The organism is Pseudoalteromonas sp. T1lg21 (genome assembly GCF_002964625.1).
Classification (GTDB): Bacteria; Pseudomonadota; Gammaproteobacteria; order Enterobacterales; family Alteromonadaceae; genus Pseudoalteromonas; species Pseudoalteromonas gelatinilytica.
The window spans coordinates 233,545-248,358 of sequence record NZ_PQBX01000039.1 but is presented as its reverse complement, the minus strand read 5'-3'; the positions used below and the strand labels follow the sequence as shown (position 1 = coordinate 248,358).

General features: G+C 40.0%; 14 protein-coding genes and 1 pseudogene. 11 read left to right on the top strand and 4 right to left on the bottom strand.

Annotated elements, in window-relative coordinates:
- Nucleotides 1-4 precede the first annotated feature (4 nt).
- The 5 genes and pseudogenes from C2M25_RS09055 (at nucleotide 5) to C2M25_RS09035 (ending at nucleotide 5,323) form a co-directional block, all read left to right on the top strand.
- The gene (locus tag C2M25_RS09055) at nucleotides 5-409 is read left to right on the top strand and encodes a hypothetical protein (RefSeq protein ID WP_105180949.1); all 405 of its coding nucleotides are present in this window, start codon (nucleotides 5-7) and stop codon (nucleotides 407-409) included.
- 104 nt (nucleotides 410-513) lie between these two features.
- The gene (locus C2M25_RS09050; RefSeq protein ID WP_105174259.1) at nucleotides 514-1,017 is read left to right on the top strand and encodes an Mpo1 family 2-hydroxy fatty acid dioxygenase; all 504 of its coding nucleotides are present in this window, start codon (nucleotides 514-516) and stop codon (nucleotides 1,015-1,017) included.
- A gap of 21 nt (nucleotides 1,018-1,038) precedes the next feature.
- Entirely contained in the window at nucleotides 1,039-1,827 is a 789-nt protein-coding gene (locus C2M25_RS09045; protein ID WP_105180948.1) for an SDR family oxidoreductase, read from the top strand.
- Between the two features lie 178 nt (nucleotides 1,828-2,005).
- Nucleotides 2,006-3,007 (top strand): annotated as a pseudogene (locus C2M25_RS09040) (branched-chain amino acid aminotransferase); the annotation flags it as partial.
- Between the two features lie 162 nt (nucleotides 3,008-3,169).
- Nucleotides 3,170-5,323 (top strand): prolyl oligopeptidase family serine peptidase, encoded by a 2,154-nt coding sequence (locus C2M25_RS09035; RefSeq protein WP_105180946.1) that lies wholly within the window; start codon nucleotides 3,170-3,172, stop codon nucleotides 5,321-5,323.
- Between the two features lie 77 nt (nucleotides 5,324-5,400).
- Here C2M25_RS09035 and C2M25_RS09030 read toward each other — a convergent pair whose 3' ends face one another.
- Both C2M25_RS09030 and C2M25_RS09025 read right to left on the bottom strand, forming a co-directional pair.
- A complete protein-coding gene (locus C2M25_RS09030) occupies nucleotides 5,401-6,492 on the bottom strand; it encodes a DUF481 domain-containing protein (RefSeq protein ID WP_105180945.1) in 1,092 nt (363 codons plus the stop codon).
- Between the two features lie 103 nt (nucleotides 6,493-6,595).
- The gene (locus C2M25_RS09025; protein WP_105180944.1) at nucleotides 6,596-7,891 is read right to left on the bottom strand and encodes an anti-phage deoxyguanosine triphosphatase; all 1,296 of its coding nucleotides are present in this window, start codon (nucleotides 7,889-7,891) and stop codon (nucleotides 6,596-6,598) included.
- Nucleotides 7,892-8,105: 214 nt separating this feature from the next.
- Here C2M25_RS09025 and C2M25_RS09020 point away from each other — a divergent pair, with 214 nt between their 5' ends.
- The 6 genes from C2M25_RS09020 to ttcA all read left to right on the top strand — a co-directional run bounded on the left by C2M25_RS09020 (nucleotide 8,106) and on the right by ttcA (nucleotide 12,958).
- On the top strand, nucleotides 8,106-8,924 hold the full coding sequence (locus C2M25_RS09020) for a glucosaminidase domain-containing protein (protein WP_063704793.1): 819 nt from the start codon (nucleotides 8,106-8,108) through the stop codon (nucleotides 8,922-8,924).
- A complete protein-coding gene (locus tag C2M25_RS09015) occupies nucleotides 8,917-9,585 on the top strand; it encodes a DUF2987 domain-containing protein (RefSeq protein ID WP_063704795.1) in 669 nt (222 codons plus the stop codon). Before C2M25_RS09020 ends, C2M25_RS09015 begins: the two co-directional genes overlap by 8 nt.
- Before the next feature lie 497 nt (nucleotides 9,586-10,082).
- Complete coding sequence (ppk2, locus tag C2M25_RS09010) at nucleotides 10,083-10,976, top strand: polyphosphate kinase 2 (RefSeq protein ID WP_105180943.1); 894 nt, start codon at nucleotides 10,083-10,085, stop codon at nucleotides 10,974-10,976.
- 11 nt (nucleotides 10,977-10,987) lie between these two features.
- Entirely contained in the window at nucleotides 10,988-11,299 is a 312-nt protein-coding gene (locus C2M25_RS09005; RefSeq protein WP_105180942.1) for a hypothetical protein, read from the top strand.
- Nucleotides 11,300-11,496: 197 nt separating this feature from the next.
- On the top strand, nucleotides 11,497-11,838 hold the full coding sequence (locus tag C2M25_RS09000; protein WP_158679695.1) for a hypothetical protein: 342 nt from the start codon (nucleotides 11,497-11,499) through the stop codon (nucleotides 11,836-11,838).
- Nucleotides 11,839-12,064: 226 nt separating this feature from the next.
- Nucleotides 12,065-12,958, top strand: coding sequence for a tRNA 2-thiocytidine(32) synthetase TtcA (gene ttcA, locus C2M25_RS08995; protein WP_054553048.1), 894 nt, complete (start codon nucleotides 12,065-12,067; stop codon nucleotides 12,956-12,958).
- A gap of 64 nt (nucleotides 12,959-13,022) precedes the next feature.
- On the opposite strand, the gene uspE is transcribed toward ttcA, so the two are convergent.
- Together uspE and C2M25_RS08985 are read right to left on the bottom strand one after the other, a co-directional pair.
- Nucleotides 13,023-13,946: a universal stress protein UspE gene (gene uspE / locus C2M25_RS08990; protein ID WP_105180940.1), complete on the bottom strand. Its 924-nt coding sequence runs from the start codon at nucleotides 13,944-13,946 to the stop codon at nucleotides 13,023-13,025.
- Between the two features lie 102 nt (nucleotides 13,947-14,048).
- Nucleotides 14,049-14,783 (bottom strand): FNR family transcription factor, encoded by a 735-nt coding sequence (locus C2M25_RS08985; RefSeq protein ID WP_063704804.1) that lies wholly within the window; start codon nucleotides 14,781-14,783, stop codon nucleotides 14,049-14,051.
- Between the last annotated feature and the right edge of the window lie 31 nt (nucleotides 14,784-14,814).

Below are 14,814 nucleotides of genomic sequence, written 5' to 3'. Positions count from 1 at the left end.
ACTTGTGGCAATTACATTTCATAATCAATATAACCCTTATCACGCTTCGGCTGCTGCTAAGTTGTCGCAAACAACTCTCATCGATGATGTGAAGGCCATGCATTCGCCTGCATCTTCAGCACACCAACTTTTACAAAAGCAGTCTGAGCCCAGTTCTTTTTTAGCACAGGCGCAAGAAGCCTTGGTTTATCAGCGACTCGGGGTTGATAAAGAGAAAATTGACGAAATAAAAGCGCAAATAGAAAAACTTGCCGAACAAATGCAGCAACAAGGTGCCGACACCAAAGCACTGCAAGAAAAAATGAATGAGCTGCAAGCGATGCTTGATGAAGAGTATCAAAAAGGACGCGAACGCATGGATATGCGGCCAGAAGCTGAAAAAGGCAAAGTTATTGATGCGCTGGTTTAATGTGTGAGTTTAAGCTAGCTACTGTAAATGTCGGATAGTTGACATTCTTGACGGTGAATTATCTGCTAATCTGAGTTTTGAACACAGTTTTGGCAGGAAAAATAATGAAAACATTAAAACAACAACTGACAAATTACGCCCTTTATCACCGTTCTAAACGCAATATTTACACTCACTTTATTGGCATTCCATTAATTGTGTTTGCGATTATTTGTTTATTGCAACGCGTCACGCTTATCTCAGAGCCTGCTGTTATCTCCTTGGCAACCGTGGTGATTGTATTCACTTGTCTTTATTACTTAATGCTTAGCTTATCTATGGGGTTAATTATGGCTGTATGCTTAAGTGCGTTAAGCATTGCTGCTGAGCCTGTGGTGTCGCTTTCAATAGAATTATGGCTCGCCGTGAGTATTGGCAGTTTCGTGGTGGGTTGGGTGTTTCAGTTTATTGGCCATTATTTTGAAGGTAAAAAGCCAGCCTTTGTTGACGATTTAATTGGTTTGGTAATAGGGCCTTTATTTGTATTAGCAGAGTTCTTGATTATGCTTGGTTTTTATAAAGATATTGCTGATCATATTGAACAACATGCAGGGCCTAACAAAGCATAACAACAATAATAAGGAACACACATGCAATTAAATGGCAAAACAGTTTGGGTTACAGGGGCATCTTCTGGGATTGGTGAGGCACTTTGTGAGCAACTAGCAGCTAAAGGGGCAACGCTAATACTGTCTGCCCGCAATGAAGATAAGCTCAATAAGCTGAATAAACGGCTCGGTGGCAATCATCACGTGGTTGCCCTAGATTTGGCGAAACCTGAAGCCTTACTTGAAGATATGCCCGCAGTGATTGAGCGAATTGGCCACATTGATGTGCTTATCAATAACGGTGGAGTGTCGCAGCGCAGTTTATTTTTAGAAAATGAATTCACTGTGTATCGCCAACTGATGGAAGTAAACTACTTTGGTTTAATTGCTTTAACTAAGGCGGTCGTACCCCAGATGGTGAAGCAAGGTATGGGCATGGTGGTCTCAATTAGCAGTGTGGCGGGTAAAGTCGGTTCAAAGTTCAGAACTGGTTATTCGGGCTCTAAATATGCGGTTGTTGGCTTTATGGATTGCTTAAGAGCAGAATTAGCCGATAAAAATGTGAATTGCCTGACTATTTGCCCGGGTTCAATTAAAACAGCCATTGCGCATAATTCGTTAGATGGCCAAGGTAAGCCGCAAAATAAACCAGAACAATCAATCGAAAACGGCATGGATGTGGCAAAAGCCGCTGCAAAAATGATTAAAGCCATTGAAGCCGAGAAAGATGAAGTTGTTATAGGTGAAGGGATAAGTGGTTTAGCACCAACTATTAAGCGTTTTTTCCCGGGCTTTTTTAATCGCCTCACAGCAAAAATGAACTACAGATAATTAATTATCATTTGTTAGTGAATGATTCTCAGTAAACAATGCGCAACTTGAGTTGCGCATTTTTTGTACCAAATGGTCGGATTATTATCACTTTAATCGATAAAAGGCACTAGTTTGCTATGGTTAAACGGGGATGGATTAGCATACAATGGGGTAAAAGTAGTCCAAACAAGAGAGAACAACAATGGCCGCATTTGGTACTGTATTTATGCCACAAATGATCCAAGCACGTTTTGCTGATAACTCATGGAGTGAAAGCGCGCTGGTCCCATCTGATAAAATCGAATTACATGCGGGTGCTCACGTATTACATTACTCAAGCACCTGTTTTGAAGGATTAAAAGCTTTTCGTCACGAAGATGGCTCGGTCTATATCTTTCGTATGGATGCTAACATTGCGCGTATGAAACAAAGCTCTAAGTTACTTAACTTACCTGACTTTGACGAAAGCATGCTTGAGCAAATGATCAAAGACATTGTTAAAGAGTACGCAGACGAAACACCCGCACCACCGGGGTCTATGTATATTCGTCCTACGCACATTGGTACAGAAGCGGCTATTGGTAAAGCGGCTGCACCGTCAATGAGTTCACTACTGTATGTATTACTTTCGCCAGTGGGTGATTACTTTGCTGGTGGTGCTACAGCACTACGTGTATTACTTGAAGAAGATGGTATGCGCTGTGCACCTCACATGGGTATGGTTAAAAGTGGTGGTAACTACGCAAGTGCATTAGGCCCAATTTTACAGGCTCGCTCTGAACATCAAGCAGATCAAATCTTATTCTGCCCAGGTGGCGATGTACAAGAAACGGGTGCTGCAAACTTCATTCTAATTGATGGTGATGAAATCATCACAAAAGCACTTGATAGCACATTCTTACACGGTGTGACGCGTAATAGTATTTTAACGATTGCGAAAGATTTAGGTATGACTGTATCTGAGCGTAACTTTACTGTGTCTGAGTTGCTTGAAAGAGCTGCTAAGCCGGGTACTGAAGCTGCCTTATCGGGTACCGCTGCGGTACTAACCTCGGTTGGCACGCTTATTCATAACGACCAAGAGTTTAAAGTGGGGTCGGGTGAGCCGGGTGACAAAGTCGCAAAATTACGCCAAGCATTGAATGATATTCAATGGGGTAAATCAGCAGATACTCATGGCTGGTTAACAAAAGTATAATTGCTGAGCGATTACATCGTTATAAAGAGCCACGTAATAACGTGGCTTTTTGTTTTTACATTGGTTTACAGCAGACCCTGTGTTTAACCGCAAATTGCTAGACATTCTTTTGTATTAACTTTACTTTCAATTTGTTAACAATAACTAAAAAGTAAAATTATTATGATCAAGAAAACGCTTGCATGTGCAATTGTAGTTGCACTGGCGGGGTGTGGTGAATCAACCCCAACAAACACAGAACAAACTGTAAAAACTGCAGAGGTTAAAGCTGCTGTGAATTATCCAGAAACTAAAAAAGGCAATGTTGTTGACGAATATTTCGGTGAGCAAGTAGCAGACCCATATCGTTGGTTAGAAGACGATATGAGCGACGAAACCGCACAATGGGTGAAAGCCGAAAATGACGTTACGTTTTCTTATCTAAAAAATATTCCTTATCGCGATGAGCTTAAAACCACGCTCGAAAAGCTGATGAACTACGAAAAAGTGACAGCGCCGTTTAAAGAGGGTGAGTACACCTACTTTTATAAAAACGATGGTCTGCAAAATCAGTATGTGGTTTATCGTAAAAAAGGCGACTCAGAAGCTGAAGTGTTTTTAGATCCAAATACGTTCAGTAGTGACGGCACAACTTCAATGTCGGGTTTAACATTTACTGAAGACGGCACTTTAGCGGCTTACCAAATCTCTGAAGGCGGCAGTGACTGGCGTAAAATTATCATTATTGATACTGCGACTAAACAGCCGATTGAAGAAGCATTAGTCGATGTAAAATTCAGTGGTATCTCTTGGCTTGGCAACGAAGGATTCTATTATTCGAGCTACGATAAGCCAAAGGGCAGTGAGCTGTCTGCAAAAACAGATCAACATAAAGTTTACTACCATAAGTTAGGTACAGCACAAGCTGACGACCAATTAATTTATGGCGGCACAGAGGCACAGAAACATCGTTATATTGGTGCTGAGGTGACCCGTGATAATCGTTATCTAATTATCGCTGCAAGTACTTCAACTTCAGGTAATAAACTGTTTATCAAAGATTTAACTAAGCCTGACAGCACGTTAGTGACGATTTTAGATAACACTGACTCAGATACCTCAATTATTGATAATGACGGCTCGAAACTGTATTTGGTGACTAACTTAAACGCACCCAATATGCGTGTAGTAACAGTGGATGCTGCTGATCCTAGCCCAGAAAATTGGCAAGATTTAATCCCTGAAACTGACAATGTACTTAGCATTTCGAAAGGCGGTGACTACTTCTTTGCTAAGTATATGGTTGATGCGATTTCGCAAGTAAAACAATATGATAAATCGGGTAAATTGGTGCGTGACATCAGCCTGCCAGGTGTAGGTACTGCATATGGCTTTAGTGGTAAGCACGATGCACAAACACTGTATTACTCATTTACGAATTACACTACACCAGGCAATACCTACTCGTTTGATGTTGAGTCAGGAAAGTCTGATGTGTATCGCAAGTCGGGCGCTAAATTTAATAGCGAGGAATATATCTCTGAACAAGTCTTCTATACATCAAAAGATGGCACCAAAGTTCCAATGATTATTTCGTACAAAAAAGGCACTGAGCTTAACGGTAAAAATCCGACTATTTTATATGGCTATGGTGGCTTTAACGTAAGCTTAACCCCAAGCTATAGCCCTACAATTGCGGCTTGGCTAGAGCACGGTGGCGTGTATGCTGTTGCTAATATTCGTGGTGGTGGCGAGTACGGTAAAGCGTGGCATGTAAATGGTACGCAGCTTAAAAAGCAAAATGTTTTTGATGACTTTATTGCTGCAGCTGAGTACTTAAATGAAAAACAATACAGCTCACCTGATTACCTAGCGGTACGTGGCGGTTCAAATGGTGGCTTATTAGTTGGTGCGGTTATGACACAGCGCCCTGAGCTATTTAAAGTAGCGCTTCCTGCTGTTGGTGTTTTAGATATGCTGCGTTACCACACCTTTACAGCGGGTGCTGGTTGGGCGTATGACTACGGCACCAGTGAACAAAGTAAAGAAATGTTCGATTACTTAAAAGGCTACTCACCTGTGCACAATGTTAAAGCGGGTGTTAGTTATCCAGCAACCTTAGTGACAACTGGGGATCATGATGACCGTGTTGTGCCTGCGCATTCATTTAAGTTTGCAGCCGAGCTGCAAGAAAAAGGTGCAAAACAAAACCCGTATCTGATTCGCATTGAAACAAATGCTGGTCACGGTGCAGGAACACCTACAAGTAAGATCATCGATCAATACGCTGATATTTATGGCTTTACCCTATACAACATGGGTGTTAAATCGCTATAAGGTTATGTATATATTACTTAACTAAAATGAAAACGCCGAGCTTAGCTCGGCGTTTTTGTATCGATTAATCGAGATGTTTATAAATCAATACCCAGTGCGAAAATCATTTTGTAATCTTCTTTTTCAGGTACTACCCCGTTTTCATCGGCAATTGGATCGGCTAAGTAATCCCATACTAATGACATATCAAAGTCGATATCATCTGTGATTTCAAATTCAAATGCGGCCATTGCGTATTGAGAATCACCACCGGCGTCACTGTTTGCAGTTAGGTAGCGATAGTTGAAGGTAAAATCAATTTTTTTGGTGACTTCTAACTCGTAATTAGTGCCAATAAAATATGACCAAGATGAATTGGATTTTTCTTCTCCGCTAGCGACGGTATCAAACTCAGTTTTTTGATAAGCAGGGCCTGTTGAGAAGTCCCATTCGGTTTTATCGGTATCCATTACATAGTAACCAACACCGGCACCGACAGTGTATTTGTTGGCGATATTTTGAAACGGATCACGGTAGTATTCGAAGAAGATAGGACGGTAATACATTTTTTGGGTCTGAAACCAATCGAAGGTACCGTTAGCACGAATGTTATTTTTAGTTACTTGTTCATCGCTGGTGGTGCGATAGCCTAAAAACTCTGCGAGAAAACGGCTAGACGCCGTACGGCGCTTGATATCAGCACGCGCTGAATATTCGGTTTGGTCAGTATTGCCTTTTGATATATCAGCGCCCAGCGCTATTTTGACAGTCCACGCGCTTAATTCGCTTTCAACAGAAGGTGCGATAGAAACTAAATCACGGTAACGATATTTAGCTTCTTGTTCACCGACTTTCACATAACCGCCTGAAATATTGAGCGTGCCACTGAGCTCTGTACCATCATTAAAACGAACAGTATGATGGCGGTCTGAGATGATCATATAAATATCGGCACGGTCAATCATCAATGTGTCGAGTATATCACTGTCGAACTCGACTTCTTTGTCGTACAAGGAGACAAGTTCACCTTTGAGCCATTCGCCAGAGTTAAGTCGTATCCAATCAAAATGGGTGGCATCTTTTATGATTATGCTACGCTCTTCAAGTAGCGGATCAGGAAGTGTTTCTGCGCCGTAGCAAGCAAATGAGCTTGCTACAACAGTACTAATAAGCAGGTATTTTTTGAGCATTATTTCAGTCCATGTTAAATAAAATGCATTCAAAGAAGTGTCATTATTATTACTAATAACCTGTTTAATTCTAGAACAACTCACTGTGCTGTTCAAAAATTAGTTAGGCAGATGGCAAAAACAATCGCTGATAGGTCTTATAAGCATATTCATCACTCATCCCTGATAAATAATCACAAATTATACGCATTGCGTTATCGCCTTGCTGGTGCGCATTAAGCCACATTTCTTGCGTTGTTTCTGGCAGTAACCGCATAGGGTCGCTGGCAAAGGCACTAAATAATTCTATCAGTAGATTTTGCCCTTTAAATTCAACTTGCTGCATCTTCGGCTCACGAATTAAACGTTTAAAAACAAAATGCTTTAGCACATTTAGAATTTCGGCAAATTCATCAGGTAGGCTGACCGTGTATTGTAATATTTCAGATTCGAAATCTGCGTTTTGTACAACTAACTGAGCGTTGATAATAAAGGTGTTAACCAATTCACCAATGGCATCTTTTCGTTCGTACTCGTGATGCGAGAAGAGTCTGGCGGTTATCGAGCTTAAATGGGTCGTTAGCCACGCTGAGTCTAGCTCTTGTAGCTGCTCAAGGGCATGGTTTTGCCAATCTGCTAACGTTAAAACCTCGGTGGCGATAGCGTCTTCTAAATCGTGAACGGCATACGCAATATCGTCAGCTAATTCCATAATTGCTGAGTCTATCGATTTGTAGTGGGTTTTGGCTCTAAATTCATCAACCTTGTAATGACTACTTAACAGCTCTTTATCATTATCGGACAGCGGCTCAATGATCCAGTCGAAAACATCTTTATCATCTTTATATAAGCCTTTAGCTGGGCGCCAATGATCGGCTTTAATAAAGCTACGTTGTTCACTTAGAGGTGGAATGCAGTGCCACAAATCATCAATAAAGGCAGGATATTTAATAAAACCCAGCAAGGTGCGTCTGGTTAAATTCATGCCATAGCCATTTGAATAGGGCTCAAGTTTAGAGACAATCCTGAGTGTTTGCGCGTTTCCTTCAAAACCACCGTGCTCACGCATCATGTAATTTAATGCTATTTCACCACCATGACCAAAAGGAGGGTGGCCAATATCATGAGCAAGACACAAGGTTTCGAGTAAGCTACCGCTCGGAAAATTCGTAAATTCAGGGTGTTGCTTTTTCAAGTGGCGTAATAAACCACTGCCAATTTGGGCCACTTCTAATGAGTGAGTAAGACGGGTTCGGTAAAAATCATTCAAGCCAATACCCATAATTTGGGTTTTAGCTTGCAAACGCCTAAATGCAGCGGCGTGAATAATTCGAGAGCGGTCAACTTGCCAAGCTGAGCGATTATCGTTTGGACGATATTTTTGCTGGTCAATAATACGAGCTTGCCAAGATTGGCACATAAAAATAACCTTCCTATTTCTCGTTTGGTTGCTTTTCAGTATACGCAAGCGCTTGAAAATTGCGAGCAAATTGGCCGTTTCTTACCCGGTTCTGTATAAACTTTGGGTAGAGTGCTTCGGGCAAATTCGCCAAAAATCCACAGCTTTGGTATACTCCGCCTTTGTATGTGCGTGACGTTACCGCACATGAGTAGTAGTTTATTTGAGAGAATACATGCTTAAGTACGTTTTTCGAGTTTTACTGACCGCTTTTTTTGCATGGGCAATATTATCGCCATTTATGAAAGAAGACGTAGTCGTAGAAGAGTCTGAACAAACACAGACAACGCCAAAAGGAACCCAGCGCGTAATCAAAAAAGAAAAGCCATTGCATAATGTAAAACTGCCGGATTTTGCAGCATTTACGGATGTGAAAGAAAAGAAACATGCATTTTTTGATTTTATTCGCCCTCATGTCGAGGCTGAAAACAAGAAAATTTTACAGCAACGCGCAACCTTAGAAATTGCGCGCATGATGCTTGAATACAATGAGCCACTGACTAGCAAACAGCAATCAGATATTAAAAAAATCTTAACCAGCTATAAGTTGCCAGCCACCATTGACACTTTATCGCTTACTCAAGCGCTGCGTCGTGTTGATATCATTCCAAAAGAGCTTGCGCTTATGCAGGCGGCGAATGAATCAGCATGGGGTACCTCTCGTTTTGCACGCATTGGTTTAAATTTCTTCGGCCAGTGGTGTTATAAAAAAGGCTGCGGCATGATCCCAAAACGTCGTGCCAACGAAGCAGCCCATGAAGTGACCGCTTTTAAGTCGGTACGTGCTGCGGTAAGCTCTTATTTTAAAAATATTAATACCCATGCTGCCTATAAAGACTTACGATCAATTCGTGCCGATTTACGTCGTCAGCAAAAGCCAATTGAAGCGACCATTCTTACACAAGGTTTGTTGTCGTATTCTGAGCGCCGTGAAGCGTACATTGAAGAATTAAATAAAATGATAAATCAAAACAGAGCTTACTTTGATGAATAAACTCCTTCCATGGTTTAAAGCAGCAACCATTGCGGTTGCGCTAAGTGCGGTTGCAACTAAGGCAGCCGCAACTGAATTTGTTGTTGCCTATGATGGCTTTTACGATCGTTTAAAAGTCGTTAATAAAGGCGAGTTCCAATACGCTCAAGTTAATTTTTACTTATCTGATATTGCTACTAACGAAGTGTGTACAATTAAGTCTGGTAAAATTATTACAGAAAAACAAGAGTTTGACTTAACATACACAGATAAGGCTCAGTTACTTTTACCTTTTGATAAGCAACTAGATACTGATAAAGCCGTAATTGTTGTTCAACCTGAAAATCCAAAACATGATTGCCAATTAAAGTTACAAATCGAAGCAACTGATTTGGCAGATTTTGAACTTAGCAAAGCAAACTTATATACACTCAATCAAGAGTTTGAAGAGTTATTATCTGATTTGTCGGGCTTTTTTGTAAGCAAACTCATGTGGTTCTTGTTACCAGAACAACAAGGTGTTGTGCTGAAATTTGATACTCAAGATGCTGTTTCAGCAAATGCAGTTAGTTGTAAAGAGCTGCGTTGTTCAGTGAAGGTCAGTGATGAGTGGCAAGATGATAAAAGCGTTTTACCCAGCCATGGTAAGCTTATTAGCGCCACACCGTGGATTGTAAAATAGCGCGTAAAAAATCTGACCGCAGCTTTGATTACTATTCAAAAGGGACCTTTTTAGGTCTCTTTTTCGTTTTTAATAAGTAGTGAAGACGTCTCTTTTTTCAATATTTTGCTTAGTATTTTAGGCTTAGCCTAAATTTGTAAAATTCAATGTAAATAGTACGTTTTAAATGACTTCTTCTCTTGCCTAGATTATTTCCTCAATTCATATTTTTGCTAAGCATTTGTATTGCTGCGCAGTTTAAAGAGCGGCTTGTATTTAAATGTAAAAACAGTAGGGATATATGAATTTTTACTGGTTGTTTTTTACTATAGAAAAAGGGCTTGATTTTGGTTGTGCGACCTTGACTTCAATTAGGAGGAAAGTGTTATCTGATTATTTTTAAACAACTTTTTAAGTGTTTAAAAGATAGATATAGATCAATCTCATAAGTAATAACTGACTTAAAGTAAAACTATAGAAATCTAAATATAGGTAGTTATAGTAAAAAAGGAGTCGTTATGCAGACAGTCGATGTCGAAGCCGTTTCAACTAAGCCGCAAAAGTTATCAAAAGCGAAAGCTAAGCAAGATGTTATTTTTGACTTAAATGTTAAAAATCCAAGCTTAAAATGGAATGCCGATGGCCATTACCCATACAAGCGTAAAATGGAGGTGGTTGAGTACGAGCGCCATAAGCATGAATTACAAATTGAGCTTTTAAAAATGCAAGGCTGGGTAAAAGAGACCAACCAGCAAATTGTGATTCTATTTGAGGGGCGAGATGCGGCAGGGAAAGGTGGCACTATAAAGCGCTTTATGGAGCACTTAAACCCTCGTGGGGCGCACGTAGTGGCTTTAGAGAAGCCATCTGCAAGAGAGCGTGATCAGTGGTATTTTCAGCGTTACATTAACCACTTACCCACCAAAGGGGAAATTATACTATTTGATCGTTCTTGGTATAACCGCGCAGGAGTAGAAAAGGTAATGGGGTTTTGTGATGATCACGAGTATTTGGAATTTATGCGCCAAACACCCCAACTTGAACGTATGTTGGTGAATAGCGGTATTAAGTTATTTAAATATTGGTTTTCGGTCAGTAGAGAAGAGCAATTTAGACGCTTTAAATCGCGCCAAAACGATCCACTCAAACAATGGAAATTGAGCCCGGTTGATATGGCATCACTAGCTAAATGGCATGATTATAGTGACGCTAAAGATGCCATGATGTTTCATACCCATACTAAAGATGCGCCTTGGACACAAATTCGCTCTGATGATAAAAAACGTGGGCGTATAAACTGTATGCGTCATTTTTTAAGCTGTTTGGATTACCCAGAAAAAGATCACGACATAGTCAATCGGGTCGATTCGCTTATTGTCACTGAACCTACCCGTATGTCAACGCGTCAGTAAAGGAGAGTACAATGCAAAATTCAGAGTCAGTATTTGAGAAGCGCCTTGCTAAGCTCGAAAAAATTATCGAAAAAAGCAAAAAAGAAGTGGCTAGAACCACTGAACTTGCAAAAGATGCAGCACTTAAAGCACAAGCAGCTGTAAAGTGTGCCAGTGAAGCGGAGAGTCTCGCTGATAATGCAAAAAAGCGATTGAAAGCCGCTAAAAAGCAGTTAAAAGAGGCTAAAGTGTTAAAAATCGCGCAGAAAAATGCATCGAAAAAGTCGGCAATAAAACGTGCTAAACGAATGGCAAAGAATAAGGCTGATACTAAAAACGCTTAAAGTTAATAAAGGGCACATGGCTAATGTGCCCTTTATTTTTGTATTAAGCTTATTGCTGGACATTTTTCTGATTCTCGTCATGCTAAACGTCAACTTTTCAGGGACTTAAAAGCATATTTATGAGAATCATACCGGCATTTTTTGTTATTTTACTGCTATGTTCAGCTTGTAGCAGTTATTCACCTATCAACCAAAAAATGCAAACTAAGTTACAAGGCTCATGGCAGTCTACAAATAGCCCAGTTTGTGAAGCTAATTTTCATACAATAACTTTCAATAACAAAACATTAGAAATCTCTTATGACGAACAAGGGTTTATTTCTGAGACTGAAGCAAGAAAAACCTTTGTTTATACTATTCTTTCGACAGAGAAAAATTTAATTCGAGTGCAACTTGAAAATGAAACTCGCTTAGATAAAAAAGGCAACCCAGTTGTTTGGCATCTTAAGCCACTTAGAAATAATAAATACTGCTGGGGCAGAGATGATTGGCCTGACCTAGCTTGTACAGCTTCCCGTTATAAATGCACAGTAAAATAAATCAGCAGTTAGTTTACAGAGGTCAGAAAATTAGAGCTTTGAGCCTATAAATTCATAAACCTTTGAGTCTATTCCCAAAGCACTTTGCTTTACGTGCTATCTTCTCCAGTGAAGTGCTTTAATTATCCCACGCTAATCATTTCAACTCACTCAAAAAGTCCGTATAATCCACGCCGAACTTTTTACTATGAAACATGGCTTAGTAAAGCCTGTATGAGCAGAGCAAATGAATCAAACTGATACTAGAAAAGAAACTCTTGAATTTAATAAACTTCAAAAGCGTCTAAGAAGGCATGTTGGTACCGCGATTACTGATTACAACATGATCGAAGACGGTGATGTTGTTATGGCATGTATCAGTGGTGGTAAAGATTCTTTTGCAATGCTAGATATTTTGCTTAATTTACAAAAAGCAGCGCCAATTAAATTTGAAGTGATTGCGGTAAACCTTGATCAGAAGCAGCCAGGTTTTCCAGAGCATATCTTGCCTGATTACTTTGAAACGCTAAATATCCCGTATTACATCGTTGATAAAGATACTTACTCAGTTGTAAAAGAAAAAGTACCAGAGGGCAAAACTACCTGTGGTCTGTGTTCACGACTTCGTCGCGGCACACTTTATTCATTTGCAGAAAAAATTGGTGCAACAAAATTAGCACTTGGTCATCACATGGATGATATCGTTGAGACAATGTTCTTAAATATGTTCCATGGTTCACGACTAAAAGCGATGCCACCGAAATTACGCTCTGATGATGAACGTAACGTGGTCATTCGTCCGTTGTCTTATTGCCGTGAAAAAGATTTAATTAAATACGCCGAGCACAAAGATTTCCCGATCATTCCTTGTAATTTATGTGGTTCACAAGAAAATCTTCAGCGTCAATCAATTAAAGCCATGCTGACTGAGTGGGATAAGAAAACCCCTGGTCGAGTTGAAAGTATCTTTAAGTCTTTACAGAATGTCAGCCCAAGTCAGCTTGCAGACAGAAACTTATTTGATTTTGAAAATTTACCACTTGATAGAGAAGGCAATCGTGAAAGCTATGATTTTAGCGAGGCGGTGGTCTCTTCGACAAACATTGATGAATCATTATTTATTGATGTAACAAATATATAAAAAGCCCCAAACTGTATATAAAAAAAGCCCCAAACTGGGGCTTTTTTTATCTCTATTCAATAGGTTACTTAGCAAGTGGGCTTACATAGCCATCTGGTTTTAACGCTAACACATCGCAGTCAAGGCTATCAATGACATGCTCTGCGGTGTTACCGACAAGCGCAGCACTTAAGCCAGTACGGCCAACTGTACCAATTACAACTAATTCGCTATTTAAGCGCGCTGCAACATCAGGAATAACATCTTCTGGTAAGCCTTCTTCAATATGGCAATGAGCTTGGTCAATAGCAAAGCCTTCAGCTAACAAGAGCGTTGATTCATAGTGATGCTTCTTAACTGATTCGTTATAAACACCTGGGTTAAATTCAGGGATTTCAATCGCGATATTAACAGGTGTTGCTGGGTAAGCATTCACAAGGTTAAGCGTTGCGTTGGCCAAGTCACAAATGAAGCGAGCGTCATTAATAATACGCTTGTTAAGTTCAAGGTGTTGTTCATTCTCACTCACTGCGTTTACTGCAGCTAAAATATTCCCTTTTGCCGGCCACTCTTTCTCTTTAACAAGTAAAACTGGAGCAGGGCACTTACGAATGAGGTGCCAGTCAGTAGGGGTGAAAATAACTGATTTAAGCGTATCGTGTTGATGAGTGCCTTTTACAACAAGATCAAAACCATCGTTAATTACCGTATTGATAATGGCTTCGTAAGGGCGATTATGCCAAACCACACAGCTATCAATGGTAAGCTCTGGATAAAGGGCAATTTGCTCATTTAACCATTCTTGGCGGTCTTTTATAACGGCTTCTCGCATTGCTTCACGCTCATCAGCAGAAAGCATTGTGGTCATTTCATAAGAGAAGTCGTAGATACTGAGGAAAGCGGTGATGGTCGCGCCAGATTTTTTGGCTAGATCAATTGAGCGGCTTAAACTATGTTGCTGCTCTTTGGTTGGGTCTATAACTGCTAAAATTCGTTTAATTGCGTCCATGTGCTGCTCCTTAACTGTTCCGCAAAAAGTAGTACTTTGAGTGTAACCTAAATTTAGAACAGTTAAAGGGGCAAACAATAGAAAGTTGCGTTAAATCAAACTCTATTTACATTTAATCGCCGCTGTCGCAGCAAGCGCTTGTTGGTCCAAAATGGTGATAAATTTACCTTCTACCTTGATTAAACCTGCTTTTTGGAAGCGGCTTAAAAGGCGGCTAATTGTTTCAACTGTCAGACCTAAATAGTTACCGATTTCACCGCGTGTCATGGTTAAACGGAATTCTTTACGCGAAAAACCACGCTCACCAAAACGCTCTGCAAGATTATAAATAAAACTGGCTAGACGCTCTTCAGCTGACTTTTTATTGAGTAACAATAACATTTCTTGGTCATAGTTAATTTCATTACTCATTAAACGCATAATTTGTTGGCGTAGCTTAGGTAATTTACCCGCTAATTCATCAAGCGTATCGAATGGAATTTCACATACCATTGAAGTTTCAAGGGCTTGTGAAAAGCTTTGATGAGCCATTTTGTTAATAGCATCGAAACCAACTAAATCACCCGCTAGATGAAAACCAGTTATTTGCTCATCACCTTGTTCTGACAAAGTGTAAGACTTAAACGAACCTGAGCGTACCGCATAAATGGCATTTAAGCTTTCGCCAGATTCAAATAAATAATCACCTTTATGCAGTGGTTTCTTACGTTCGATGATTTCATCGAGACGATCCATTTCTTGACCGTTTAATGAAAATGGCAAACATAGCTGGCTGATACTGCAATTATTACAGCTAATTGTGCATAAGCCTTTTGACTTGTTTTGTGAGAAGTCCATACATCAAATCCATTCAAATAAGTTAACAACC

Excerpts from the sequence above, each read along its gene's own strand:
- C2M25_RS09050 (WP_105174259.1), top strand. The coding sequence starts at position 514 with ATGAAAACATTAAAACAACAACTGACAAATTACGCCCTTTATCACCGT.
- C2M25_RS09045 (WP_105180948.1), top strand. The coding sequence starts at position 1,039 with ATGCAATTAAATGGCAAAACAGTTTGGGTTACAGGGGCATCTTCTGGG.
- C2M25_RS09035 (WP_105180946.1), top strand. The coding sequence starts at position 3,170 with ATGATCAAGAAAACGCTTGCATGTGCAATTGTAGTTGCACTGGCGGGG.
- C2M25_RS09030 (WP_105180945.1), bottom strand. The coding sequence starts at position 6,492 with ATGCTCAAAAAATACCTGCTTATTAGTACTGTTGTAGCAAGCTCATTT.
- C2M25_RS09025 (WP_105180944.1), bottom strand. The coding sequence starts at position 7,891 with ATGTGCCAATCTTGGCAAGCTCGTATTATTGACCAGCAAAAATATCGT.
- C2M25_RS09020 (WP_063704793.1), top strand. The coding sequence starts at position 8,106 with ATGCTTAAGTACGTTTTTCGAGTTTTACTGACCGCTTTTTTTGCATGG.
- C2M25_RS09015 (WP_063704795.1), top strand. The coding sequence starts at position 8,917 with ATGAATAAACTCCTTCCATGGTTTAAAGCAGCAACCATTGCGGTTGCG.
- ppk2 (WP_105180943.1), top strand. The coding sequence starts at position 10,083 with ATGCAGACAGTCGATGTCGAAGCCGTTTCAACTAAGCCGCAAAAGTTA.
- C2M25_RS09005 (WP_105180942.1), top strand. The coding sequence starts at position 10,988 with ATGCAAAATTCAGAGTCAGTATTTGAGAAGCGCCTTGCTAAGCTCGAA.
- C2M25_RS09000 (WP_158679695.1), top strand. The coding sequence starts at position 11,497 with ATGCAAACTAAGTTACAAGGCTCATGGCAGTCTACAAATAGCCCAGTT.
- ttcA (WP_054553048.1), top strand. The coding sequence starts at position 12,065 with ATGAATCAAACTGATACTAGAAAAGAAACTCTTGAATTTAATAAACTT.
- uspE (WP_105180940.1), bottom strand. The coding sequence starts at position 13,946 with ATGGACGCAATTAAACGAATTTTAGCAGTTATAGACCCAACCAAAGAG.
- C2M25_RS08985 (WP_063704804.1), bottom strand. The coding sequence starts at position 14,783 with ATGGACTTCTCACAAAACAAGTCAAAAGGCTTATGCACAATTAGCTGT.